Here is a 25213-nt window from a genome sequence, read left to right as displayed (position 1 = left end):
ACCAGCAACGCGGCCGCGCGCCGGCGCCGACCTAACTAGTATGCGGAAACTAACCATCCACGAGCTGAACCGGCTCACGGTTGAGGACTTCAAAAATACGGAGAAATTCCCCTTGTGCGTGGTGCTCGACAACGTGCGCAGCCTCCACAACGTGGGCGCCGCCTTCCGCACCTGCGACGCGTTTGCGGTGCACAAGCTGTGGCTGGGCGGCATTACCGGCCGCCCGCCGCACCGCGAAATCACCAAAACCGCGCTGGGCTCCACCGAGTCGGTGCCGTGGGAACACGCGCCCGACGTGCCGGCGCTGGTGGCGCAGCTGCGGGCCGAGGGCTGGCAGGTGGTGGCCGTGGAGCAAACTACCGGCTCGGTGCCGCTGCCGCAGTTTCAGCCGGCCCCCGGGCAGCCGCTGGCGCTGGTGTTCGGCAATGAAGTGTTTGGGGTGGACGACGAAGTGCTACGGCATTGCGACGCGGCCGTGGAAATTCCGCAGTTCGGCACCAAACACTCTCTAAACGTGTCGGTAACGGTGGGCGTGCTGGTGTGGGACGTGCTGACGAAATGGGGCGTTACGCTGCCGCCGAGTTAATTCTGTGCCATCCCTGACTGCCGTTCGGAAATTCTCCGTCTGATTTGTATTTTTAACGGCCGGTTACGTTGCTCTTCGGGTTAGTGGCCGGCTTTCTCGTTTGTCTTTTCCCCAGTCTACTGCATGAAACACACGTTTACCCACTACGGCCGCACCATCACCCTGGCCGCCCTCCTGGCTCTGCCCGCCCTGGGCTTTGCCCAGCAGCCCACCCCATCGTCGCTGGCGCGCGGGTTGGAGTACCTCAACGGCCGTCGCGTAAAGCTGGGCCTGACAGAAGCCGATCTGCGCAACCCCGCCGTGGCCTCGGAGTACACCGATGCCGACAACGGCGTGACGCACCTGTACCTGCGCCAGCGCCACCAGGGCGTGGAAATCGACGGCGCCGTGATTGAGGTGCACTTCGACCGCAACGGCCGCGTTGTACAGTCGCACAACACCTTCGTGCCGAATGCCGCCTCCGTGGCCAATAGCGCCACGCCCGGCCTTTCGCCGCAGCAGGCCGTAGCCGCCGCTGCCCGCGCCCTGCAAATGCCCGCCCCCCAAGGACTGACCCTGATTGAGGACGGCGCGGCCACTGCGGGCATGACCTTCTCGGAGGCCGGCATTTCGCTGGCCCCCATTCCGGTGAAGCTCGTGTACGCCAAGCGCGCCAACGGCCAGCTGGCCCTGGCCTGGAACGTGACGCTTTACCGCCTCGACGCCCAGCACTACTGGGACGCGCGCATCGACGCAACGACGGGCGAGCTGATCGACCGCAAAGACTACGTGGTGCACGAGGAAACTTCGTTTGCTGATGCTGTTCGGCGCAACGCCCAGCGTCGCTTGACCACGACGCCGGCCGCCCAGCGCAGCGCGCCCGCTCCGGCGCCGCTGCCCAGCACCGCCAGCCGCACCAACACGCCCAACAGCTACAACGTGTGGCCGCTGACCATCGAGAGCCCCAGCCATGGCCTGCGCCAGGTGCTGTCGAACATGGCCAACCCGCTGGCTTCGCCCTTCGGGTGGCACGATACCAACGGCCAGGCCGGCGCGGAGCACACCATCACCCGCGGCAACAACGTGTACGCCTACGAAGACCGCCGCAACCTAAACCAGCCCGGCTACAGCCCGGATGGCGGCGCCACCCAGATCTTCGACTTTCCGTACGTGGCCACCAACTCGGCCCTTTCCAACCAAAACGTAGCCATCAGCAACCTGTTCTACTGGAACAACCTGATGCACGACGTGATGGAGCGCCACGGCTTCACCGAAGCCGCGCGCAACTTCCAGTCGACTAACTACACCGGCGTGGGCCGCGGCACCGATTTTGTGCGGGCCGAGGCGCAGGACGGCCGCGGCATGGACAATGCCAACTTCTCCTCGCCCCCGGATGGCAGCGGCACGCCCCGCATGCAGATGTACCTGTGGACGACCAACGACCAGTCGCTGACCCTTTCGTTGCCGAATGGCACGACGCTGGGCCCGCTGCAGTTTGCCCCCTCCAGCCTGGGACGGCGCCTGGCCAATTTCTCGCCCCTCACCGGCCAGGTGGTATACGCCGGCCCCGGCTGCACCACCCCCCTGCCTAACGCCGCGGCCCTGAGCGGCAAAATCGCGCTGATGAAGCGCGGTGGCTGCAGCTTCGCGCTCAAGATCAAGGCCGCGCAGGATGCCGGCGCCACCATGGTCATCATGATGGACAGCATCCCGAACGCGCCGCAGCTGGTGAACATGGGCGGCTCTGCCCCCGACTCGGTGGGCCTGCGCATTCCGTCCCTGTTTGTTTCCAAAGCCCACGGCGACCAGATTCTGGCGGCGCTGGCCACGGGCGCGGTAACGGCATCGGCTTCGATCATCGACCGCGACGGGGACCTCGACAACGGCATCATCTCGCACGAATACGGCCACGGCATCAGCAACCGCCTGACCGGTACCGGTTCGAGCTGCCTTTCGAACGCCGAGCAGATGGGCGAAGGCTGGAGCGACTTCTTCGCCCTGTGGATGACGACCAGACCCGGCGACGTAGGGACCACGCCGCGCGGCATCGGGACGTACGCCGTTTCGGAGGCCCCGAATGGCGGCGGTATCCGCACCAAGCCGTACTCGACGGACATGACCGTCAACGACCTGACGTACGCCAACCTTGGCACTGCCCCCTACAACGCAGTGCACGCCAACGGTGAAATCTGGTGCTCGGCACTGTGGGACCTGAACTGGGCCCTGATTAACCGCTACGGCTACAACACGGACCTGTACGGCACCACCGGCGGCAACAACATCGCGCTGAAGCTGGTTATCGACGGCCTCAAGTACCAGGGCTGCGAACCGGGCTTTATCTCGGGCCGCAACGGGATTCTGAAGGCGGATTCGGTCAACAACAACGCCGCCAACGCCGCCCTGATCTGGCAGGTATTTGCCCGCCGCGGCATGGGTGCCACCGCCAGCCAGGGTTCTTCGCAGAGCCTCACCGACCAGACGGCCTCCTACAGCCTGCCGACCGTGCTGGCTGCCAAGACCAAGCTGGCTGCTGATGCCCTGACGGTGTTCCCGAACCCGACCCAGGACCGCGTAACGGTGCGCCTGCTGGCCTCCAGCACGGTGCCTGTGCAGGTAGAGCTGGTCAACAACATCGGCCAGGTAGTGAAGCGCACGACGGCCGCCGCCACTGCCCTGCAGCGCGACGGGCTGGAGCTGAGCACGGCTGAGCTGCCCTCGGGCATCTACGTGGTACGTCTGACCGGCTCGACCGGCACGGCCACGCAGAAGCTGGTGGTGCGCCACTAATTCGCCCTTCTTATGGTTAAGCAAACGCCCGGCCTTGGTGGTCGGGCGTTTGTTGTTTACGCGCCGAGTTACGGCCCGCCCGTTATGCCCGATTCCACCACCGACCTTGTTTTACTGGGCCTGCGTCCCGCTGTGTCCGCGGCCGTTTCGCCCGGTGCCAGCCCACCTGATCAGCTGCTGCACGGCGCGCTGCGCCCCATTCTGAAGCTGCACAACGAGCGGCTGCTGCAGCTGGTGGCCGACTTCGCCCGCGACTACCGCCTGCCGCTGGCCACCGCCGCCCCCGCCGATCAGCAACGGCTGCTGGAAGATTTGCTGCGCCGCAACGCCCGCCTGCAACACACGCTTACGGGGCTCGTGACGGCGCTGTTCACCGAAGGTGAATACGCGCTGTACCGGGCGCACCGGGCCGAAATGAATCGTCGCTTGCTGGAGTTGACGCGCCAGCGCGTGGCCTCGCAAACCGCCGCCGTAGTTGCCCTAGCCACCGAAGCCGCCCCGTGACAAATTATTACGACGTGCTGGAGTTGACGGAGCAGGCCAGCGCCGCCGACATCCGGCGGGCGTACTTGCGGCTGGTGCGCCTTACCCACCCCGACCGCACGCCCGACCCGGCCGCGCACCGCCGCTACCTGCTCGTCAACGAGGCGTACGACACGCTGCGCCAGCCGGCCCTACGCGCCCACCACGACGCGTGCCTGCGCGCCATCCGTCAGCCGCCGCGCCCGGCCCCACTGGCTTATACGCAGCCTTTTGGCGGCAATGCGTATCAAGTACTGCGCGTACCGTATTCGGCCAGCCACGCGCAAATCGACCAGGCTTACCAGCATTGGAAGCGGCTGTTGCAGCGGGCACCCGGTGCTGATCCGGCCATTCAGCGCCAACTCGCCGACCTGGAGCACGCCTACGCCACCCTGCACGACGCGGAGCTGCGCCGCCGGCACCACGAGCAGCTGCGGCACCAGCCGCCCCGCGCCGCTGGCCCCGCCGGCTGGCGGCAGCAGGCCTATGCCCGATACGCGGCGTGGGTGCGGCGCTGGGGCCGGCTTCCGGGCCTGCTGCCCGTGGTGCTGTGGGCCGACTACCTCCTGCCGGGGCGCCAAGTACAGGCCCAGCCCATCCTGCTGCAGTGCCAGCACTACCGGCAGGCTTTTTCCTGCTTGCTGCGCACGAGCCACGGCTCCTTGCTTACGCCCATGGACTTACCCGCTGGCATCGACCACTACCGCCTGGAAGTGTCGTGGTTGTTTGGCTGCATACAGCGGGCTTACTTGCCGTCGGGTCAGCCGTTGCCCGTGCTGCACCCCGTGTACGCCACGCTGGCCGGATTGTCGCTGCTGGTGCTGCTGCTGGCCGGGCTAAGCGCGCGGCGGCAGCTGTCGGCGGGTGCGGTGGTTAACGTGGGCGTAGGCTTGCTCATGGCCACGCTGCTGCTGCTGTTGATGGCCCTCGACAGTGCTTCGCCCTACTAACCACAACGCCCCGCCACCTGGTAGGCAGCGGGGCGCAGCGAGTGGCGTACACCGGGACGCTTTTAGTCGAAGCGCGAGTCGCGCAGGTGCACGGGCTCGGCTTTCTTGCGCAGCCGCAGGTTGAGCAGCTCGACCACCAGCGAGAAAGCCATGGCGAAGTAGATGTAGCCCTTCTCGATTTCCTTGTGGAAGGCCTCCATCACCAGCATCACGCCGATCATGATCAGGAAGGACAGCGCCAGCATCTTGATGGTGGGGTTGCGGTTGACGAAGTTGCTGACCAAGCCCGAGAAGGCCAGCATCACGCCCATCGACAGCACCACGGCCACAATCATGATCAGCACGTTGTCTACCAAGCCTACGGCCGTTAGGATGGAGTCGAAGGAAAACACGATGTCGATGAGCACGATCTGAAAGATGATGCGGCTCATGGTGCTGTAGACCTTGTTGGGGCCGTCGTGCTCCTCCTCGCCCTGCAGCTTGGTGTGGATTTCGGTGGTGCTCTTGCCGATCAGGAACAGGCCGCCGATGAAGAGAATAATGTCGCGGCCGGTGACGCCGAACCCCTGCTCGGCCCAGGGCAAGTCAACGGTGAACAGCGGGGTTTTCAGGCCCACGATCCACGAAATACTCATCAGCAGCGCGATACGAATCAGCAGCGCCAGCACCAGACCGATGGTGCGGCCCTGCTTTTGCTGCGCCGGGTTCAGGCGGTTGACGACGATGGAAATAAAAATGATGTTGTCGATGCCCAACACGATTTCCATGAACGTGAGGGTCAGCAGGCTCACCCACGCCTGAGGGCTGGCGAAAACGGAGAAGTCAAACACTTGTCAAATGATTAAATGGCCAGATGGTTAAATGGTTGGCGGTGCTGCTTTCCGACTGACCTTGAAAGACCAGCCCTATAGCCATGCAGCCATATAACCATTTAGCTTTTCATGTTGACGAACTGCAGCGGCTGGCCCAAGGTAGCCGCGTTGGCACGCAGCAGCGCAATAACGGCCTGCAGCTCGTCGATTTTTTTGGCGGTGACGCGCAGCTGGTCGCCCTGAATCTGGGCTTCCACCTTCAGCTTGGAGTCCTTAATGAGCTTTTGCACCTTCCGGCTCAGGTCCTTGTCGATGCCGGCGCGCACTTTCAGCTTTTTCTTGACCAGCGCCCCCGAGGGCTCTTCTTCGGCTGAAAAATCCAGGCTGGTCGGGTCGATGCTCTGCTTCACCATGCGCCCCATCAGGATGTCCTCCAGGGACTTCACCTTCATGGAGTTTTCCGAGGAGATGGTGATGACGTTGTTGGCCTTGTCCAGCTCGATGCCGCCCTTGGTGTCGCGGAAATCGTAGCGTGTGAGCAACTCTTTCCGGGCATTGTTGACGGCGTTTTCCAGGGTTTGCGGGTCTACTTTGCTGACAATGTCGAAGGAAGCCATGGGACGGGCGGGGCTGGTGGAACAAGCCGGCGACGGATGCGCCGGGCCGCCGGGGCGGCAAAGTTGGCTAATTTGCCCCGAAGGACAATTCTTCCCCAACCTGCTTTCCCGCCGGCGCTGCTTCGGCCTTGTACGCATGAGTGCTTCCGTTGATTCACCCCGCAGCGCCGCCGACTGGGCCGCGTACTACCAGCTGCGCTACCAGGTGCTGCGCCAGCCCTGGCAACAGCCCCCGGGCTCGGAGCGTGCCGACGACGATGAACAGCCCAGCACCACCCACGCCCTCTGGCGCGCGCCCGACGGCACGGTGGGCGGGGTGGCTCGCCTTAGTCCCAGCGGCCCCAGCCAGGGGCAGGTGCGCTACATGGCCGTGGCGCCTGCGTGGCAGGGCCGGCAGGCGGGCCGGCAGCTGCTGGAGTACCTGGAGGCAGCGGCCCGACAGCAGGGCTTCACCGAACTGGTGCTGCACGCCCGCCAAAACGCCGTGGGCTTTTACGAGCGGCTGGGCTATGAAACCGTAACACCCTCACACACGCTGTTCGGCGTGATTCCGCATTGGTTGATGCGCAAAACGCTATAACGCGCTACGCCCCGAACCGCTCCTTGCCGCGCCATAGGTCCCAGTACAGGCGGAAATCTCCGCGCAAGGACAGCCACGGGTACTGAAACGTGGCGGGCCGGTTGTGCTCCACGAAAAAATGGCCCACCCAGGCGCAGCCGTACGCCGATAGCACGCCTGCCAGCACCAGCCAAGACAGAAACAACGTGGTACCCACAAAGTGCAGCACGCGCGTACCGCGCCGCCGGTGCTCGGCCAGGTAATAAGGGTAGAACTCGGCGAAGGAAAGACGGGGGGGCAGCTTGGCAGCCATGGCACAGGGCATCGGTTTCCGGGAAAGAAACCTAACTTTTCCCCGTTCCCAAGCTTTCCTTCGCTTCCCGGCCATGCCCGAAATGCCCGACCTCGCCACCATGGTGGCTCTCTACGACCAGATCAACCATTACGGCCGGGCCAACGGCATGCAACTGACCGTGCATCGTCCTGGCGTGGTGAGCTACCGCATGCACGTGCAAGACCAGCACCTCTCCTCTCCCGGTGCGGCCCACGGCGGCGCCGTAGCGGGCCTGATGGACGCCGCCCTGGGTGCCGCAGCCCTGACCCAGGCCTTTCTCGACCAGGAGTTCGTCTCCACCGTCGAGTTCAAACTCAACTTTCTGCACCCCGTGCGCCCGCACGACGAGCTGGTGGCGCACGCCGAAGTGGCGCACCACGGCAAAAGCCTGGTCGTGGTCAACGGCCGTATCGAATGCCCGGGGCGCGACGTGGTCGTGGCCCTGGGCTTGGGCACCTTTAACCGCTACCCGGCTACCAAGCGCGAGTTTGTGCAAGCCCTGGCCGGGCAGCTCGGGCTGGAAAAACCCGGCGAGGAATAACGGTCTAGGCCAAAGATAAAAGTCGCCTCAGCTCCCAAACGCCACCGCCGGACGCAGCCGGCTTTCCGGGGAAAGCGGCTGGTCCGGCGGCAAACAAACCGGGCTAAATCAGGTGCGGGGCTAGAGGTTTTCCGACTCGGCCGACTCCGGCTCGTGCTGGTACTCTCCTTCCGCGGGGGCTTCTACTTTGCGCACGTTGCGGGCGCAGTCTTCGTTGCGGTGGTTACGTCCCACGGTGAATTCCACCCAGTCACCCTCGTGCAGCTCGTTGAAGTCCTGGCCTTCGGCCATGTCGGCGTACGAGAAGAACAGGTTGTTGGGGGGCATCACCACGAAGCCGTAGCCGTTCTTGAGGTTCTTGATGGTGCTGATGCCAATGGAGCCCTCCGGACCGGCGGCTGAGGGCTGATAGGGCTTCGGCGTGGCCACGTTCGGGAAGGGCGAAGGCTCCGGCTGGTTCACGAACAGGTTGTCCACCAGGTCGCCGCCGCGGTTGTTGTCGATGACCTCGTTCATGGCCACGGCGTAGTTCACCGTCTCCAGCAGCAACTGCGAGGGACGGGTTACGCGGTTTTCGCCTTTGAAGTCGGTGTACTTGAAGTCCCAGCTCAGCAGCATCACGCGGGTACCGATGGTGTTGAGCTTCTTGATCAGCGGTACGTAGTCCGAGTCGCCGGCGATGAGCACCACCACGTCCAGATGCTTGGTCATGGAGAGTTCCAGGGCTTCGAGGGCCAGCCACACGTCCACGCCTTTTTCCTGCAGGCGCCCGTCGCGGGTCTTCAGGGGCATGTAGTGCGTCTGGATCGACATGTTCATCAGGATGTCGTCGAGCAGGCGGTCGTGGAACAGGCGGTCTTTGTCGCGGGCTTCGGTGGCCGAGAGGCGGCCGCGGAAGAAGTGAGGTTCCGTGATTTGGCACAAACGCACATCGGCGTCTTCATCTTCGGCTACTTGGTGCCGGATAAAATCGTGCAAGCCTTCCAGGCTGATGCGGGCTTTCCGATCGTGTTGGAAGTAGTAGTAATCACTGATCTTGAGGAAATAGTTGCCGTCGTAGAAGACGCCGATCCGGATCAGCGGGCTATTGATGTGATTCATGATTGCGAGAGGTGTGCAAAAGGAGAGAGAGAGAGGACGGGAACTCCGGGCCCGGTAGCCGGAAGTGGCCAAAGGTACAAAGACATAGTGAGGTTTGGATGGATGGAGGGTGCAAGATGCTCTCAGTCGAATGCAAGATTTTACCCCTGAATAGTGCTAAAAATAATAGCTGCATAGCCTGCTACCCAGCTACTGACCCACTGTTGGGGGTAGGGTTGCAACGGTTGCCATGCTACCCGGCAGTAGCTAAGCAGGCCACCCGCTGCGGGCCCAATCACAGTTCCGTCTGAGACTGCAATGTTACAAATCCTAGCCCATTCCTAACTATCGACCCCTTGTTTTTGTTGCAATCTTCTGTAATACAGTTATTTGACACTGCACTATTCCCATAACAGGAAATAGCACTGCTTACCCCAAATTGTACCGCTGCCACCACAGCAAAGCAACCAACAGCCCGTAGGCAGTGCACACTCCCAGCTCGATCAAATTGCCCGTAGACGAACCGGTTGAGATGATGGGCAGCTTCAGGGCTTTATCGGAAAGGGGCAGCAGGTAACGCACCCCTGACTTGGTGAGCGTATCGGCCAGCAGGTGCGAGAGGTAGCCTGCGCCGGCGTAGGTGGCCACGCCGTGCCACCCCAGATCCTGGTTGGCCAGGTGGCCAATGTAAGTCCAGAGCGCCGCTGCCCAGATGGTGTGCGTCCAGGAACGGTGCGTGGTAAAGGGGGCAGTGGCCACAAAACCGCCGAGCAAACTCAGCCAGAGCACTTGTACGTACAGGCCCGTGAGCACCGCCGCTACCCCGGTAAACAGCAGGGCTAGCTTGCGCGCCGACTGGCTCTGCATGGCCATGCCTACTAAAAACATGGCCAGAGCAGCCATATACATCACACGCTGGTTAGGACCGGGGGGCACGTTCAGAAAGGCATAAACCGAGAGCACGGCGGCCCCGGCAGCAAAAGACCAGCGCATGTACCCCTGCATGAATCCCATACGCTTGCTCAGGCGCGAGTTGGGGTGGTCGAGGTCGGGGGCCAGGGCGGAGAAGCCGGCCAGGGCGATGCCGGGCAACGAGAGGCGCACATCGGCAGTGACGGCGGCGATGCCCGCGCCGGTAATCAGGCCAATAGCCAAGTGAGATGAACCGCGCACGCGTAAATCGAAGGAAAAAGGACCTGGCAAAGGTACGGCACGCCGCCAGCTCCGGGCCTGCCCCGGCGCCCAACGTCCGCTTTTTCCATCCGGCGGCCCTGATACAGTAGCCGCGCGTGCTGGACCCTTGGCCGACTGCGTTACACGTTCGGCAAAACGCACTGCTCCCGCGACCAGTTTCGGTAGCAGTGGTGCCGGCATAATCCCCTGCGAGGCTTGGCAGGTCTGGCTGGGCCGCTCCTATCGGCTGGGCCCTCCCGGGAAACTTTACCAAGCCCGCGGCGGTATTGGGTAGCAGTGTGCCCGACCGGAATTCCATCCGGCCGGGCTTCTACCTTTGCCCCCTCTCCCAGCCGATACCCCGTGCAGACGTCCGAACTCCTCCGCCTTTACTCGCTCGACACCGACATCCAGACCCTGGCCCTGAACCTCAAGCCGGCGGCGGAAGGCGGCACCGGCCAACGCTTCCATTTGCGCGGCCTCGTGGGCAGCCAGGACGCGGTGGTGGCTGCCACCCTGCACCTGGAGCGGCCCGATGAGCACCTGGTCTTCATCCTGCACGACCGGGAGGAGGCCAGCTACTTCGCCTCCGACCTGCAACACCTGGTGGGCGAGCGGGAGGAAGTGCTGACCTTCCCCAGCTCCTACAAACGCTCCTACTCCTTTGACGAGACGGAAAACGCCAACGTGCTCATGCGCGCCGAGGTGCTGAACCGGCTGAGTGGCAAATCGGGCGAGAAGGGCAAGAAGGAATCAGCCAACGACAGTGGTAGTACCACTTCCGCCAGCGCCGCCAAGGCCGACGAGAAGCCGCCCAAGGGCGCCCTCATCGTGACCTACCCCGAGGCGCTGAGCGAGAAGGTCATCAACCGCCAGAGCCTGGTGAAGAACACCTTCACCACCCGCGTGGGCGAGCGGCTGGACGTGAACTTCCTGGGCGAGCTGCTGGCCGAGTACGACTTCGAGCGCACCGACTTCGTGTACGAAGCCGGTCAGTACGCCGTGCGCGGCGGCATCGTCGACGTGTTCAGCTACGCCAACGAGCTGCCCTACCGCATCGAGCTGTTCGGCGACGAAATTGACTCGATTCGCACCTTCAACCCCGAGTCGCAGCTGTCGGTGGAGCGGCAGGACAGCATCAGCATCGTGCCGAACGTGCAGACCAAGCTGCTGACGGAGAAGCGCGAGGGGTTCCTGGAGTTTTTGCCCGCCAACACCGCCATCTGGACCAAGGACGCGCGCCAGCTCCTAGACGTGGTGGGCGAGCAGTTCGACAAGGCCGAGCAGAACTTCCAGCAGATGATGCAGGAGGCCCACGGCGTGCAGATCAAGTCCAAGCCTGACGAGCTGTTTGAGACGACCAAGGCGCTCAAGAAGCACCTGGAGCGGTTTCCGGTGCTGGAGTTCGGCAAGCGCTTCTACTACAAGGAAGCCGAGCAGGTGCAGTTTACCTCCAAGCCGCAGCCCTCGTTCAACAAGGACTTCTCGCGCCTCACGAAGAACCTGCTCGAAAACCAGCAGCGCGACTTTACCACCATCCTCACCGCCGAATCCATGCGGCAGCTCGACCGGCTGCGCACCATCTTCGACGAGTTGGGCCGCGAAATCCGCTTCCAGCACCTGGCCCTGGGCCTGCGCGAGGGCTACATCGACGAGGAACGCAAGCTGCTGGTGTACACCGACCACCAGATATTTGAGCGGTACTACCGGGCCCAGGAGAAGCGCAAGTTCTCGAAGAAAAAGGCGCTTACCCTCAAGGAGCTGCGCACCCTGCAGCCCGGCGACTACGTGGTGCACCAGGACCACGGCATTGCGCGCTTCGCCGGCCTGACGCAGGTGGAAATCAACGGGCACCAGCAGGAAGCCATCCGCCTGGTGTACCGCGACGACGACGTGCTCACGGTCAGCATCCACGCCCTGCACAAGATTGCCAAGTACTCGGGCGCCGAGGGCACGCCGCCGACCATGTCCAAGCTGGGCTCCCCGGAGTGGGAAAACAAGAAAAAGGCGGTCAAGAAGAAGGTCAAGGACATTGCCGCCGACCTCATCCGCCTCTACGCCAAGCGCAAAACCGCGCCCGGCCACGCCTTCGCCAAGGACTCCTTCATGCAGGCCGAGCTGGAATCCAGCTTTATCTACGAGGACACGCCCGACCAGGCCAAGGCCACCGAGGACGTGAAGCACGACATGGAGCAGCCCCACCCCATGGACCGCCTCGTGTGCGGCGACGTGGGCTTCGGCAAGACGGAAGTGGCCATCCGGGCCGCCTTCAAGGCCGTGGCCGACGGCAAGCAGGTGGCCGTGCTGGTGCCCACCACCATCCTGGCCATGCAGCACTTCAAGACCTTCCGCGACCGGCTGGGCGAGCTGCCCGTCACCGTCGACTACATCAACCGCTTCAAGACCACCAAGCAGGCCAAAGCCACGCTGCAGAAGGTGGCCGAGGGCAAGACCGACATTCTCATCGGCACGCACCGGCTCACCAACAAGGACGTGCAGTTCAAGCAGCTGGGCCTGCTCATCATCGACGAGGAGCAGAAGTTCGGCGTCAAGACCAAGGACAAGCTCAAGGAGCTGAAGGTGAACGTGGACACGCTCACGCTCACCGCCACGCCCATCCCGCGCACCCTGCACTTCTCGCTGATGGGCGCCCGCGACCTGTCGGTAATTTCGACGCCGCCGCCCAACCGCCAGCCGGTGCAGACGGAGCTGGCCGTGTTCGACGAGCACCTGGTGCGCGACGCCATTGCCCGCGAATTGAAGCGCGGCGGGCAGGTGTTCTACGTCCACAACCGCGTGAAGGACCTCACCGAGCAGGCCGCCATGATTCAGCGCCTGGTGCCCGATGCCCGCATCACCAGCATCCACGGGCAGATGGAGGGCGACGTGCTCGAAAAGCGCATGATGCAGTTCGTGGAGCACGACTACGACGTGCTGGTGTCGACCAACCTCATCGAGTCGGGCCTCGACATTCCGAACGCCAACACCATCATCATCAACCGCGCCCACATGCACGGCCTCTCCGACCTGCACCAGATGCGCGGGCGCGTGGGCCGCTCCAACAAGAAAGCTTACTGCTACCTGCTCACCCCGCCCGTGGCCGGCCTGCCCTCCGACGCCCGCAAGCGCCTGAGCACCCTGGAAGAGTTTTCGGACCTCGGGGCGGGCTTCAACGTGGCCATGCGCGACCTGGACATCCGCGGCGCCGGCAACCTGCTCGGCGGCGAGCAGTCGGGCTTCATCAACGACCTGGGCTACGAAACCTACCACCAGATCCTCGACGAAGCCGTGCAGGAGCTCAAGGAAACCGAGTTCCGCGACCTGTTCCTGGGCGACACCACCGGCCGCCTCAAGGACGCCGCCGACTTTGCCCGCCCCCGCGAGTGCAACGTGGAAACCGACCTGCAAATCCTCATCCCCGACAATTACGTGGCCTCCGTCTCCGAGCGCCTGCAGCTCTACAGCAAGCTGGACCGCGCCCGGGAGCCCGAGGAGCTGCGCCGCCTGCTCACGAGCATGGTGGACCGCTTCGGCCCGCTGCCGCCCGAGGTGGAGCAGCTGGCCGACATCGTGCGCCTGCGCTGGCAGGCCTGCCGCGTGGGCTTCAGCAAAGTCTCGCTCAAGAAGGACACCCTCAAGGGCTACCTCGACGCGGGCGAAGGCCACGAGCCCTACTTCCAGGGCGAGCAGTTCGGCCAGATCCTGAACTACGTGCAGACCCACCCCCGCCGCGCCAGCATGAAGGAGCGCAAGGAGCAGCTCATCGTCACCATCACCGACGTGCCCGGCGTGCTGCCCGCCCGCGAGCTGATGAACGAGCTGGCTGTGGAATCCATGCCGCCGGTGGTAGCCACCGCTACCGTGTCGGATGACGAGGATGAGGGGTAAGCGGCGCTAGCAGCTGCGGAAACTGATGCCGCCCCGCTGGGGCCTTCTGATGCAGGAGGCTCCGGCGGGGCGGGTGTTATTATGGCTTAGATGTAAAAAAGATTTACTTACGCCGCAACTGTAAACTTAGCATCCTTCAGATTCAAGGACCTACATTGACAATATATATCGTCACTATTCTTACGAACGTAAGTCCCACAATCATCACATCTTAGCAAAGACTCAATATCCATCCACTTTTTATAAATAATATCTATTTCTTCTACCGTAAACTCAGTTTCAGGAGCCTTGTAATGAGCGCAATAATTCCTAAACATTGAATCACTTGAAAAGTCATTCAATTTCTGATATAATAAATGTTTTACTTTCAAATCTTTATTAACTCTAGCAATTAATGCATCTAACAGCTCACTTAATACATACTGATTATCCGGCTTATATTTAAGCATCCCCTCTAAGCTATAGTTATAATCCTGCAATGAAAATTCAAGATATCTACCCAAAAGTTGACCTGCTTGAACAGCGTTATCAGACTTTATACATTCTTCAATTTGCTCAGAAACACTTTTACCTAGATTAACTTTTGGCCCATGCGTCAAGTCCCAAGATTCAAACCGAAGCTTATTCCACTGCTTAAATGCTTTTAACAATCTTTCAAACCAAATTACGTCATGTGTAAGAACTAAAAATTGATAATCCTTAAAGTGAATTTGTAACAACTCAATAATCCTCGGCCTTTTAAAAGCATCAAAACTATTAACTATATCATCAAGTATAACGAATTTAAAATCAGGATTAAAATTTTTGATAGCAGCCAAGAACACAGATAGCCCAAAACTATTTATTTGAGATTCACTTAAGTATTTATAAACAGGAGATATAACCTCATTATTAAATTTTATCTCAAGTTCCACTGCTTTATTTTTGTCTGTATTCAATTTTATAGTCGGTTCAGAAATGTGGGACGCTGTTTGTTCCAGAATATTAAAATACAGCATCACATCTTTCGATATCACCCCAAATGCAGCTAACAACTTCGATTGCATCCATTCCACATAATTAGTGTATACTTTTTCAATAGATACCGATGAGTGTTCATACTTATCCTTTTTAACCTTTGACATCACAAAACGACCGTAGCCTTGATACAATGCCCTGGCCCTCTCGTAATCGTTAGCCAAATTTTTTACTACCAAGTCCTTGGACAACTGCTCTATCTTAAATTCAGCAACGGCATCAACTACTCCAACAATATCCAATAACTCCAATAATGCCAATTTTACATCAATTAGAGCCTCAAGATTTTCTATATCCTGAACTTTTGAAACAAGTAGTGAATCCGCTGCATCAACTAAATCGGGCAATTTGTTTGAGCACATGAAAACGTTTACTTCAATAGCTCTAACAATATCCAAGCCTTCACCGCAAAGAACAACACAGGCATTCTTTATTACAGATAAACTACTTTTAGCAAGGGCACATTTTTTATCATAAGATTCTTTTAACTGCTGAAAAGCAACTAACGATTCGTGCTTTTCTCGTATATGAGCAAGCAAGTCCCCATCAAATACATTATCACATACAGGGCAGCTACCATCAAAATCATTCTGCCGAAGAACTACCAACGCAGAAGAATACAAGTCAGACAGTATTACCTTCGACAAAATTTCCTCATCGCTTTTCAAATTATCAAAAGCAACAACTAAGTCATCAACAAGACCTATAATATGATTGAAATTATTAAAAACAACTAACTTTTTCCTAAACTCCATCCATTGATTAAGTTCATTATTCAAAGGGTTACTATCAATGAGAACTTGAAGTTGATCTGAAGGTCTTTTCAGATCCAGCAACCCGGTTGGTTTATCAAAGCCATATTTTTCACAAATAGCAGCAAGCGCATTTATAACCGCACCCTCGTTCACCTCGTCTCCCCCAACCAAAGCAAGCACCTGATGCCTTTTTTCATCATAATCCGATTTCACCCTATAATATTCTTCATTTAACTGCTTTGAATAAGAAAAAAGATCAACTTGAAATTTTAACTGTTTTTCAAACCCCAAATACTTTGCCATATAGGCATATTTGTCAGCTTTTGTATTATACACAAACTGCTGCAATTCTCGATATCTAAGATAACATGGATGCTTAGCACTCATTTTGAAATCATCAAATTCACCTTCAATTTTTGGTATAGTAATTTTCTTTTTATCAAAAGATGATTTCACTACACCGTTTATATCACCCTCAAACTCAACCTCAATGTAACACTCACCCTCGCCAACATATTTATTTGGATAATCTTTTTCACCTGAATTTTCTCTTGTTAGATGCGAAATTTTCCCTGATTGCAGCCATTCCCAAGCGTCAGCAATTGAACTCTTACCCGTACCGTTTCTTCCATACAAACCAACCGAAGTAAAATTCTTACCTTTCTTAAATGAAATTTCTAAAGGCATTCTAATACCTCTAAAATTTTCAATCAATATTCTTTTAACCTGTATCATCTCTTATTTACTCAATTTATTTACAAAAGACTTTTCAGCTTGTGATATTTCCGCAACAAGCCAATTATCAAATTTATACTTATCAAATCCACCTTCATTTAACTGTTCAATAATTTTATCAACTAAAGAGTTTTGAAAATCATCATCAGGATCTTTCTGTTCCTGCAACCATCCGAGAACTTCATCCATGTTTATTATGCTTGTGTAGTGAGTTAAATGAAGCCTAAATATAACGCAAACAAGAGCTTTCAATCAAATACTTAGCTATAATATTTTCATCTTATACTACCTCAAAATGCCCTCTCCGCTCTAGTAGCCTGCGCCATTCTGTCTCTTTCCCTAAATCATAATCACTCTTTCTCTTTAAGGGCGGGGTGAGGCGCCCCGCCCCCACCCTCCTGACGCGGCTGCTGAAGCTCCTGTCACCCCGCGTCAGGTTCATGTCACGCGCGTTGAACCTCATGTCACCGCCGTTGAGGTTCATGTCACCCGCGTTGAAGTTCATGTCACGCCCGTTGAGGTTCATGTCACCGCCGTTGAACCTCCCGTCAGCCCCGGTGAAGTCCATGTCACTGCCGCCGAGGTTCCTGCCACCGCCGGCAAAGGCCATGTCAGCCCGCACCGCCCAACTACCGGCCCGCCCGCATACAAGCAACCCGGAATCCGTCTACCTTAAGCTCAACCATTTACCCTAACCCAATTACTCCCTATGAACGATTCGCAACGGGCCAAGCTGGCCATGCTGCACACCACCCTGCGCGTGCTCGACGGGCACGCCGACCTGTACCCCACCAACAAAGCCCTCGGCAACGCCCGCCTCGAGCTGGCCACCCTGGTCGCCGACCTCGACCCCACCGCCGAGCGGCAGCAGCGCGCCGCCACGCCCCAGAAGCCCGGCGCCGTGAAGCAGGCCACCAAGCAGACCCTGGCCGAGCGCGCCGCCGCCGTAGCCGCCGCCCTGCTCGCCCTGGCCGACGAGCGGCAGGACATCCGCCTGCACACCGCCAGCGACTACTCCGAGCGCCAGCTCCGCCGCCAGCCCGACGCCGACCTGCTGCGCATCACCCAAAACCTGCACCAGCGCGCCACCGAGCACGCCCCGGCCCTGGCCGAGCAAGGCGTCACGGCCGAGGAGCTGACGGAGCTGCAAGCCGCCATCCAGGCCTTCCAGCAGGAGCAAACCACGCCCCGCGCCCGCATGGCCGACGGCAAAGCCCAGAAACAGGAAATCGACGCCGACCTGCGCCAGGCCACCGCCCTGCTCCGCAACCGCGTCGACAAGTTCATGGTCCGCTACCAGCGCAGCCAGCCCCAGTTCCACACCGCCTACACGTCGGCCCGCCAAACCATCAACACCGCCGCCCGCTCGGAAAAAGCCCCCAAGCCCGCCGCCCCCGCCGTCTAACCCCGCACCCACTCCCCAAGTCGTCAGGCTCCCCCTCTCCTTTTCATGTCGCGCATCAAGCGAGGGAAGGGGGCCGGGGGGTGAGGCGCACAAGAGGTGCCCCGTTGCCCGGCCTATCTGCTTAGCCCCCTATTGCAACTTATGCCAGCGCCCGGCTTCCCCTGCGGAGGCCGGGCGCTTTGCGTTGCAGCAGCCGGCCAGCTCCCTCACCCACCAGGCAATGTGAAGAGCAAACCACCAGAACGCCCGGCCGACACCCTGGAAAGCCGCGAAACGCCGCATCCGGTTGCCGTCCGCACACCCCAAAAAAGCCCGTCCGGCACGGCGGCCTGACGGGCTTGGTGAAGCGCAAGCTATTCCGGAAGGGTTAGGGCTGGGCCGCCGTGGGCTGCTGGCTTTCCAGGGCGCGCAGCCGCGCCTCCAGCTTCGCCAGGCTGGCTTCGGCGGCGGTAGCGCGGGTATCGGCCTGGGCCGCGGCGGCCGTGGCCTGCTGCCGCAGGGCGGCGTTCTGCTGCTCCAGGGCCTGCACCTTGCGGGCCAGCTCCTGGGTAGCCGACACGTTCAGCATCGACAGGGCCTCGTAGTCGACGGTGCGCACGTCGGCGCGCTCCAGGCCGTACACGAACACCTGGCTGGCTGGCTGCGCGGCCAGCGCCCCGGCGCCGCGCACGGTGAGCGTGGTGGCGCCGGCGGCCGCCGGGCGCGCCAGCCGGGCCAGCACTTCGCCGGCGGGCCCGAGCAGCTTCAGGCGCTGCCCCGCGGCGGCGGCTTCGGCCAGGCCGGCGGGCAGGCGCAGGAGCAGCAGCGAGTCGCCGGGCAGGGCCGTAAGGCCTGCGGCCACCTGGTAGACGTCGGGCAGAAACGCGGTTTGCTGCTGCACGGCCTGCGGAAACACCTGCTCCACTTCCTGGGCAATGACTTTCTTGAACGGCCGCGGGCCGAACTGCACCCGGTCGCGCATCTGGTAATCGATGATGCGCAGGCGGCGGAGCAGGGCCAGGTCCTGGGCCGCGTCGCTCAGGCCGATAACGGTTTTCAGGCGACGGTCGGAGGTGGCGTTGAACTCGGTGGCCACCATGCGGCCCGAGGCCCGGATGCTCACGTCGCTGTTGGCGTTGGAGGCGTAGCCGGTGTTGGCGGCGTTGCCGTTGCGGGCGTAAAAGGCGAAGTCGTAGCTGCCGAGCGAGCCGCTGCTTTGCACGTCCAGGGCCACGGCCGGGGCGGTGGTGCCGATGCCCACGCGCACGGCGTTGGCCCCGGTGCCGCCCAGCACCAGGCTGTTGCTCTGGCTCACCTTGGCGTTGTAGCCGATGGCCGTGGCGTTGGTCAGCGCGTCGCCGAGCAGGTCGGCCTGACTGCCCAGGGCCGTGTTGTTGTTCCCGACGGCGTTGTTGGTACCGGCCTCGGGCCCCACGAATACGTTGCGGTTGCCCGAGGTATTGCGCACGCCCGCCGACGGCCCGCTGAACACGTTGTTTTGCCCCGTGGTGTTGAAAAGACCGCTCTGGTAGCCGCTGAACACGTTGTAGCCGCCCGACGTATTGCGCAGGCCGCTGTGCATGCCCACGAAGATGTTGCGGATGCCATCCGTGTTCAGGCCGCCGCTCTCGGTCCCGATAAACACGTTCTCCGCCCCGCTGGTGTTCCAGTAGCCGCTCCGGTAGCCCACGAACACGTTATCGTCGCCGGTGGTGTTGGAGAAACCGCTCCGGTAGCCGGCAAAATAGTTGCCGCGCCCGGTGGTATTCGACTGGCCGGCCTGGTAGCCCAGGTAGATGTTGTTGCTCACGGAGTTCTGCCCCAGGTTCAGCCCCCCGTCGGCGCGCACGCCCACGCCCACGCCGCTGATGTTGTCGCCGGTGCCCACCAGCGCGTTGCCGGCCAGGTTCAGGCTTTGGGTGGCGGCGTGGTTGCCGAGGTTGTCGCCCTGGCTGAGCAGCGGCAGCCACTGCGTGCCGGTATAATAGTAGTAGCCGGCCGGGGCCGCCGGGCTGGTGCTGGCGTCGCTCTGGTACACCAGCAGGCCGGCGGCGGCATTGCTGATGCCCGTGCGCTGGGCGTAGGTCAGGCGCGGGGGCAGCAGGCCCTTGCCCGTGCTGCGGATGTCCAGGGCGGCCGAGGCGTCGGGGGTGGTGGTGCCAATGCCCACGCCGCCCGTTTGCGCCAGGGCGGGGGTGGCAAGCAGCATCGCAGCGGCCCACCAGGGAGTGAGTAGGTTTCTCATTGGAATCAAAGGATTGTGTAGCCTCACCCTTGTCGCACGACAAGCCGCTGAATACACTCCGCAGTTTGCACGCAAGTTAGATGGTTTGGTACAAGTCCGCAACCAACCCTGAGTTCTACCCGGGGCGCCCGCCGGACGCGCGCCGCGGAGCGCGCCTACAGCACCGCCCGCCCTCAACTGCCCGTCAAGCTGAGCGCAAGCTTGTGGCTCGTGCCCAGCTTGGCGGGAGGCTATGCCTCCCTGCCGCCCCAGCGGCCATCTGGCTTTGTCTGCTACGAAAGCTACTTTCCCCTCCCCAGCAGCCCGCCCCCCTATCTCAGACCACAGATAGGAACGGATACAACAACCGATACCACTGATACCGTGCGGGCCGCACCCCACCGCCAGCTACTAACCACTCTCCCGAAGAGGGGGCCAAAGGGAGAGGTGCCCCGCCTTCACCCTCCTGACGCGGCCGCGGAAGCCCCTGTCACCCCGCATCAGGCTCCTGTCACCGCCGTTGAACCTCATGTCAGGTCTGTTGAACCTCCTGTCACGCGCGTTGAGGTTCCTGTCACCGCCGTTGAACCTCCCGTCAGCCCCGGCGAAGCCCATGTCACCGCCGCTAAGGTTCATGTCACGTCCGGCGAAGGCCATGTCAGCCCGCACCGCCCAACTACCGGCCCGCCCGCATACAAGCAACCCGGAATCCGTCTACCTTAAGCTCAACCATTTACCCTAACCCAATTACTCCCTATGAACGATTCGCAACGGGCCAAGCTGGCCATGCTGCACACCACCCTGCGCGTGCTCGACGGGCACGCCGACCTGTACCCCACCAACAAAGCCCTCGGCAACGCCCGCCTCGAGCTGGCCGCCCTGGTCGCCGACCTCGACCCCACCGCCGAGCGGCAGCAGCGCGCCGCCACGCCCCCGAAGCCCGGCGCCGTGAAGCAGGCCACCAAGCAGACGCTGGCCGAGCGCGCCGCCGCCGTGGCCGCCGCCCTGCTCGCCCTGGCCGACGAGCGGCAGGACATCCGCCTGCACACCGCCAGCGACTACTCCGAGCGCCAGCTCCGCCGCCAGCCCGACGCCGACCTGCTGCGCATCACCCAAAACCTGCACCAGCGCGCCACCGGGCACGCCCAGGCCCTGGCACCCCCGCGGAGCTGACGGAGCTGCAAGCCGCCATCCAGGCCTTCCAGCAGGAGCAGACCACGCCCCGCGCCCTCACGGCCGACGGCAAAGCCCAGAAACTGGAAATCGACGCCGACCTGCGCCAGGCCACCGCCCTGCTCCGCAACCGCGTCGACAAGTTCATGGTGCGCTACCAGCGCAGCCAGCCCCGGTTCCACACTGCCTACGCGTCGGCCCGCCAAACCATCAACACCGCCGCCCGCTCGCAAAAAGCCGTCAAACCCGCCGCCCCCGCCATTTAAACCCTGTACCCCACTTCCCCAAGTCGTCAGGCTCCCCCTCTCCTTTTCATGTCGCGCATCAAGCGAGGGAGGGAGCCGGGGGTAAGGCGCACAAGAGGCGCACGCAAGGCCCGTACTATCCCGCTTCGACCCTATTGCCACTAATTGCCGACGCCCGGCTTCCCTTCCGCGGAAGCCGGGCGTCGTGCTATTTCCAGACTACTCTTCGTGCCCCGCCGACTGCGCCCGTGGCACCGCTGCCCCCGCCTGCGGCTTCGTCGCGGCCAGAATCATTGCCACGGTTTCGGCGGGCTGGTCCCAATGCGGGAAGTGGCCGCAGCGGTCAAACCAGTACAGCGCGGCATCGGGGAAGGCCGCCGTGGCCCGGCGGGCTTGGCTGGGGAAGCACACCCGGTCCTGCCGCCCCCACCCAATCACCAGCGGGGCCCGCAGGCTGCCGCGCGGGGCGCCTGCCTGCCGCGGCCCGTACGCTAGGTGGCGCAGCAGCTCATCGAACACGGGGGTGCGGACAAAGCTGCGCAGCTCCGTCAGGGCTACCTCAGCCGGCAGGCGCCAGGGCCGGGCCGAAAACTGCGCCAGCAGCAGCGTGCGCGTCAGGGCATTGCTCGTGAGGGCGGGCAGCAGCGGCTCCGCGGCGCGCAGCAGCCGCACCGAGCCGGCCACCGAGTAGTAGAACGCCGGCACCTGCCAGCCCTGCCAGAAGCCGCCGGGGTCCAGGGCCACGGCGGCGCCCACGGCCCCGCGCCGAGCCAGCTCCAGCACCATGCGCGCCCCCATCGACGAGCCCACGCAGGCCACGCCCGTCAGCCCCTGGGCCCGCAGCCAGGCTTCCACCGCATCGGTGAGGGCGTAAAACGAGTTTTCGCCGGGCAGCGCGGGCGACTGGCCGTGGCCGGGCAGGTCCAGGGCAATGACTTCGCGGCGGGCGGCCAGCGCCGCCAGGATGGGGCTCCAGGAGCGCCAGCTCCCGCCGATGCCGTGAAGAAGCAGCAGGGGCTGGCCCTGGCCGCGTCGGATGTGGTGCAGTTGCATAAGCTGGAGTGGATGAAGTTGACGGCGTTGATAAAGCGGCACCGGCATAGGGGCGGCCCCACAGCCGCGTAGCGGCGCCACGTGGGTAGCCAGACCGCGCAAGCAAGCCAGATGAGTTACGCGTGATGAGCGCGGCGACCGGGCCGGCCGCCCCGATAGAAGAGTACTACGCAAAGTCCCGCCCCCGCAGCCACCCCAACGGAAGCGGGCTGGTAGCTTGTGCCCGGCTTGGTGGGAGGTTGTACCTCCCTGCCGCCCCAGCGGCAAGCCGGTTCTGCCCGCTACCCCCAGCGGCCCCTACCTCCCCAGCCGCCCACGCCGCCCGGACCGCAGCCCTGCTCCCGCTGCTACCTGGCTATTTCTTGGCGCGCATCAAGCCAGCGGCTGGGGGGGCGGGGTGGCCCGCTTGCCCGTGCCATCCCCGTTCGACCAGTCTTCTATGGTGCCACTGGCCGGCGCCCGGCGGCCCAGCTAGCGGCAGCCGGGCGCCGGGTTGTCCGGCCCGGCCGCTGCCCAAATCCGGTTGCTCACGTCCCACCGCCGGTCGTTGACCGCCTTACCCTTTATTTCCTTCGCGCACGCCTTACTTTTGGAATAGCACTCGTTCCACGCTCCCGCCACCGATGAAAACAACCTTCCTCTTTCCGCTCCTGCTCACGGCCGCCGCCGCCGCCGCCCAAACGCCCGGCTCCGTGGGCATCGGCACCGCCACGCCCGACGCCAAAGCCGCCCTCGACATCCAGGCCACCGGCAAGGGCCTGCTCATCCCGCGCATGGACTCCAGCGCCCGCGCCGGCATCGGCACGCCGCCCGACGGGCTGATGGTGTTCCAGACCGACGGCCGCCGGGGCTTCTGGTACGCCGTGGGCGGGCAGTGGCTCTACATCCCGGATAAGACCAAATCCGGCGACAACCTCGGCAACCACCGCGCCACCCAGACCTTCGACTTGAACAACAAGCCTCTAAGCGCCGTGGCCACCGCCGCCCTGGGCGACTCCGCGTCCCAAGTGCTGGTGCAGTCGTTTGTACCCAGTAAAAGCGTGGCCCTGATGACGCGCAGCCTGTACGGCCGGAACTACACCCGCACCATGCTTTCGGGCTACGGCACGGGCCCTTACGGCACGGACATCGACTACGCCGTGTGGGGCAACGCCTACCGTTCCGACGGCTGGGCGGGCATCTTCACGGCGGGGCGGCCCGGCCAGCCGCTGCGCTGGGTGGGCCTGGCCGGCCACCCCGGTTACGTTAATGCCAACGCCGCCATCCGCATCGTCGACGGCACCCAGGGCGCGGGCAAGGTGCTCACCTCCGACGGCGTGGGCAACGGCAAGTGGATGCCCATCACGGCGGCCGGCGGCAACTTCGACCTGAAAACCTTCCAGCTGGTGGGCAACGGGGGCACGAGCGGCATCCGCATCAGCAGCAGCGGCGTGGTGGAGCAGGCAGGTGTGGCCTCACCGACCCTGCTGCTGCACTCCAACACCAACAACCTGGTGAGCGGAGCCGCGCTGCAGTGGCGCGAAAACGACACCAATTATGGCTGGAACCTGCGCCACAACACCGGCGGCGCGGAAGCCGGGCAGTCCGCTGACCGCCTGGTGCTGGAGCGGCTCAACGGCGCCGCCGCCGTGGGCGTGATGAGCTGGAACCAGGCCACCGGCAACGTGGGCATCAACACGCTCAACGCGGGCTACACCCTGGACGTGGCCGGCACCATCCGCGGCAGCAATGTGTCGCCCTCCGACGCGCGCTTCAAGCAGGACGTGCGGCCGCTGGGCGGGGCGCTGGCCGCCGTGCAGCAGCTGCGCGGGGTGCGCTACCATTGGAACGCGCTGGGCGTGCAGCACGGCGGTACGGCCGGGGCCGAGCAGCTCGGGCTGCTGGCCCAGGAGGTGGAGCGCGTGTACCCCGAGCTGGTGAGCACCGATGCCCAGGGCTACAAAGCCGTCAACTACGCCCTGCTGACGCCCGTGCTGCTGGAGGCCCTGAAGGAGCAGCAGCGCCAGCTTGAGCAGCTCACCACGCAGGTTCAGGCCCTGGCCCGGCGGCTGCCCTCCCCGGAGTCCGCCGCCGCTGCCCCGCTGCCCCGCAAGCCCTAGGGCTCCGCGCAGCAGGTGGCGGGCAAGTAGCTTCCGCCCGGCGCTGGCTGGGCTGCCACGCCGTGGCCCATAGCGCCAAAGCAGAACCGGCTGTTTCTTTCCGCTGCATCAGCATTCTTGGGGCCGCACTGCGCTAAAGACGGACTTTTCCCGGCGCCCGGCTCAGCTTAACTTGCGGGGCTATAACCAAGCCTTTTACCTCCTATGCCCATTCGCAAAACCGGCGCCAGCGCGCTGCTGCTCGGAACCCTGCTGCTGGCCGGCTGCGGCAAAAAAGACAACAACCCGCCCGCGCAGCCGGCTGTCACCGCTATCAGCATTGCCAGCCTGACGCCCGCCCCCGGCACGCAGGTGTCGCGCGCCACCACCATCGACGCGACGCTGAACTACAGCCTGGCCGACAGCGAAACCTCGGCCTACGGCTACCGGGTGTCCATTCTGTTCAAATCGACCACTGGCAGCACCTTCGCCATCAACCCCAGCTCCGTCGACCTGACCGCCCGCAAAGGCACCGTGAGCATGTCGTATCCGCTGAGCCGTTTCTGGGACCGGACCACCAGCCCCATGCCCGCCCGGCCCATCACCTGTTACTTCTACCTGCAGCGCAACACCAACGGCACCGGGCAGAGCGAGGTCATTGCCAAAACCGACGCGCTGGTTTTCCCCGAATAAGCCCGGCACCCGACCCGTTGTCCGTACC

The 25213-nt window shown here is 62.2% G+C and carries 21 protein-coding genes; 11 read left to right on the top strand and 10 right to left on the bottom strand.

Annotated features, from left to right (window positions below):
• Window positions 1–40: 40 nt before the first annotated feature.
• The 4 genes from ACYVKQ_RS18475 (at window position 41) to ACYVKQ_RS18460 (ending at window position 4824) form a co-directional block, all read left to right on the top strand.
• Complete coding sequence (locus ACYVKQ_RS18475; protein WP_460676833.1) at window positions 41–586, top strand: RNA methyltransferase; 546 nt, start codon at window positions 41–43, stop codon at window positions 584–586.
• Window positions 587–709: 123 nt separating this feature from the next.
• A complete protein-coding gene (locus ACYVKQ_RS18470; protein ID WP_460676832.1) occupies window positions 710–3352 on the top strand; it encodes a T9SS-dependent M36 family metallopeptidase in 2643 nt (880 codons plus the stop codon).
• Window positions 3353–3436: 84 nt separating this feature from the next.
• Window positions 3437–3856: a hypothetical protein gene (locus ACYVKQ_RS18465; RefSeq protein WP_460676831.1), complete on the top strand. Its 420-nt coding sequence runs from the start codon at window positions 3437–3439 to the stop codon at window positions 3854–3856.
• Complete coding sequence (locus ACYVKQ_RS18460; RefSeq protein ID WP_460676830.1) at window positions 3853–4824, top strand: DnaJ domain-containing protein; 972 nt, start codon at window positions 3853–3855, stop codon at window positions 4822–4824. The genes ACYVKQ_RS18465 and ACYVKQ_RS18460 overlap by 4 nt, the downstream gene beginning before the upstream one ends.
• 62 nt (window positions 4825–4886) lie before the next feature.
• Here ACYVKQ_RS18460 and ACYVKQ_RS18455 read toward each other — a convergent pair whose 3' ends face one another.
• Together ACYVKQ_RS18455 and ACYVKQ_RS18450 are read right to left on the bottom strand one after the other, a co-directional pair.
• Window positions 4887–5654 carry a TerC family protein gene (locus ACYVKQ_RS18455; RefSeq protein WP_460676829.1) on the bottom strand — a complete coding sequence of 256 codons (768 nt, stop codon included), beginning with the start codon at window positions 5652–5654 and terminating at the stop codon, window positions 4887–4889.
• 101 nt (window positions 5655–5755) lie between these two features.
• A complete protein-coding gene (locus ACYVKQ_RS18450; RefSeq protein ID WP_460676828.1) occupies window positions 5756–6253 on the bottom strand; it encodes a YajQ family cyclic di-GMP-binding protein in 498 nt (165 codons plus the stop codon).
• A 136-nt stretch (window positions 6254–6389) separates the two neighbouring features.
• On the opposite strand from ACYVKQ_RS18450, the gene ACYVKQ_RS18445 reads away from it, so the two are divergent.
• Entirely contained in the window at window positions 6390–6833 is a 444-nt protein-coding gene (locus ACYVKQ_RS18445; RefSeq protein WP_460676827.1) for a GNAT family N-acetyltransferase, read from the top strand.
• Window positions 6834–6837: 4 nt separating this feature from the next.
• Here the strand turns inward: ACYVKQ_RS18445 and ACYVKQ_RS18440 are convergent, their stop codons facing one another.
• Window positions 6838–7125: an Mpo1-like protein gene (locus ACYVKQ_RS18440; protein ID WP_460676826.1), complete on the bottom strand. Its 288-nt coding sequence runs from the start codon at window positions 7123–7125 to the stop codon at window positions 6838–6840.
• A gap of 73 nt (window positions 7126–7198) precedes the next feature.
• On the opposite strand from ACYVKQ_RS18440, the gene ACYVKQ_RS18435 reads away from it, so the two are divergent.
• On the top strand, window positions 7199–7687 hold the full coding sequence (locus ACYVKQ_RS18435; protein ID WP_460676825.1) for a PaaI family thioesterase: 489 nt from the start codon (window positions 7199–7201) through the stop codon (window positions 7685–7687).
• Window positions 7688–7807: 120 nt separating this feature from the next.
• Here ACYVKQ_RS18435 and ACYVKQ_RS18430 read toward each other — a convergent pair whose 3' ends face one another.
• On the bottom strand, window positions 7808–8788 hold the full coding sequence (locus tag ACYVKQ_RS18430; protein ID WP_460676824.1) for an NYN domain-containing protein: 981 nt from the start codon (window positions 8786–8788) through the stop codon (window positions 7808–7810).
• A 408-nt stretch (window positions 8789–9196) separates the two neighbouring features.
• Window positions 9197–9940 carry a metal-dependent hydrolase gene (locus ACYVKQ_RS18425; RefSeq protein WP_460676823.1) on the bottom strand — a complete coding sequence of 248 codons (744 nt, stop codon included), beginning with the start codon at window positions 9938–9940 and terminating at the stop codon, window positions 9197–9199.
• A gap of 363 nt (window positions 9941–10303) precedes the next feature.
• Here ACYVKQ_RS18425 and mfd point away from each other — a divergent pair, with 363 nt between their 5' ends.
• A complete protein-coding gene (mfd, locus tag ACYVKQ_RS18420; protein ID WP_460676822.1) occupies window positions 10304–13828 on the top strand; it encodes a transcription-repair coupling factor in 3525 nt (1174 codons plus the stop codon).
• A gap of 107 nt (window positions 13829–13935) precedes the next feature.
• On the opposite strand, the gene ACYVKQ_RS18415 is transcribed toward mfd, so the two are convergent.
• The 3 genes from ACYVKQ_RS18415 to ACYVKQ_RS18405 form a co-directional block, all read right to left on the bottom strand.
• Entirely contained in the window at window positions 13936–16335 is a 2400-nt protein-coding gene (locus ACYVKQ_RS18415; protein WP_460676821.1) for an AAA family ATPase, read from the bottom strand.
• Between the two features lie 3 nt (window positions 16336–16338).
• A complete protein-coding gene (locus ACYVKQ_RS18410; protein WP_460676820.1) occupies window positions 16339–16524 on the bottom strand; it encodes a hypothetical protein in 186 nt (61 codons plus the stop codon).
• Between the two features lie 91 nt (window positions 16525–16615).
• Complete coding sequence (locus ACYVKQ_RS18405; RefSeq protein WP_460676819.1) at window positions 16616–16945, bottom strand: hypothetical protein; 330 nt, start codon at window positions 16943–16945, stop codon at window positions 16616–16618.
• Between the two features lie 99 nt (window positions 16946–17044).
• Between ACYVKQ_RS18405 and ACYVKQ_RS18400 the strand changes: the two genes are divergently transcribed.
• Window positions 17045–17740 carry a hypothetical protein gene (locus tag ACYVKQ_RS18400; RefSeq protein WP_460676818.1) on the top strand — a complete coding sequence of 232 codons (696 nt, stop codon included), beginning with the start codon at window positions 17045–17047 and terminating at the stop codon, window positions 17738–17740.
• 367 nt (window positions 17741–18107) lie between these two features.
• Here the strand turns inward: ACYVKQ_RS18400 and ACYVKQ_RS18395 are convergent, their stop codons facing one another.
• The gene (locus tag ACYVKQ_RS18395) at window positions 18108–19964 is read right to left on the bottom strand and encodes a tail fiber domain-containing protein (protein ID WP_460676817.1); all 1857 of its coding nucleotides are present in this window, start codon (window positions 19962–19964) and stop codon (window positions 18108–18110) included.
• Between the two features lie 735 nt (window positions 19965–20699).
• Here ACYVKQ_RS18395 and ACYVKQ_RS18390 point away from each other — a divergent pair.
• The gene (locus ACYVKQ_RS18390) at window positions 20700–21116 is read left to right on the top strand and encodes a hypothetical protein (RefSeq protein ID WP_460676816.1); all 417 of its coding nucleotides are present in this window, start codon (window positions 20700–20702) and stop codon (window positions 21114–21116) included.
• A gap of 464 nt (window positions 21117–21580) precedes the next feature.
• Here ACYVKQ_RS18390 and ACYVKQ_RS18385 read toward each other — a convergent pair whose 3' ends face one another.
• On the bottom strand, window positions 21581–22414 hold the full coding sequence (locus ACYVKQ_RS18385) for an alpha/beta fold hydrolase (RefSeq protein ID WP_460676815.1): 834 nt from the start codon (window positions 22412–22414) through the stop codon (window positions 21581–21583).
• 623 nt (window positions 22415–23037) lie between these two features.
• Between ACYVKQ_RS18385 and ACYVKQ_RS18380 the strand changes: the two genes are divergently transcribed.
• Both ACYVKQ_RS18380 and ACYVKQ_RS18375 read left to right on the top strand, forming a co-directional pair.
• Window positions 23038–24513: a tail fiber domain-containing protein gene (locus ACYVKQ_RS18380; RefSeq protein ID WP_460676814.1), complete on the top strand. Its 1476-nt coding sequence runs from the start codon at window positions 23038–23040 to the stop codon at window positions 24511–24513.
• 204 nt (window positions 24514–24717) lie between these two features.
• Window positions 24718–25185 carry a hypothetical protein gene (locus ACYVKQ_RS18375; protein ID WP_460676813.1) on the top strand — a complete coding sequence of 156 codons (468 nt, stop codon included), beginning with the start codon at window positions 24718–24720 and terminating at the stop codon, window positions 25183–25185.
• Window positions 25186–25213 lie beyond the last annotated feature (28 nt).

The organism is Hymenobacter coalescens (genome assembly GCF_054783195.1).
The sequence above is the reverse complement of the archived record's forward strand: the minus strand, read 5'-3'. Positions and strand labels throughout refer to the sequence as shown.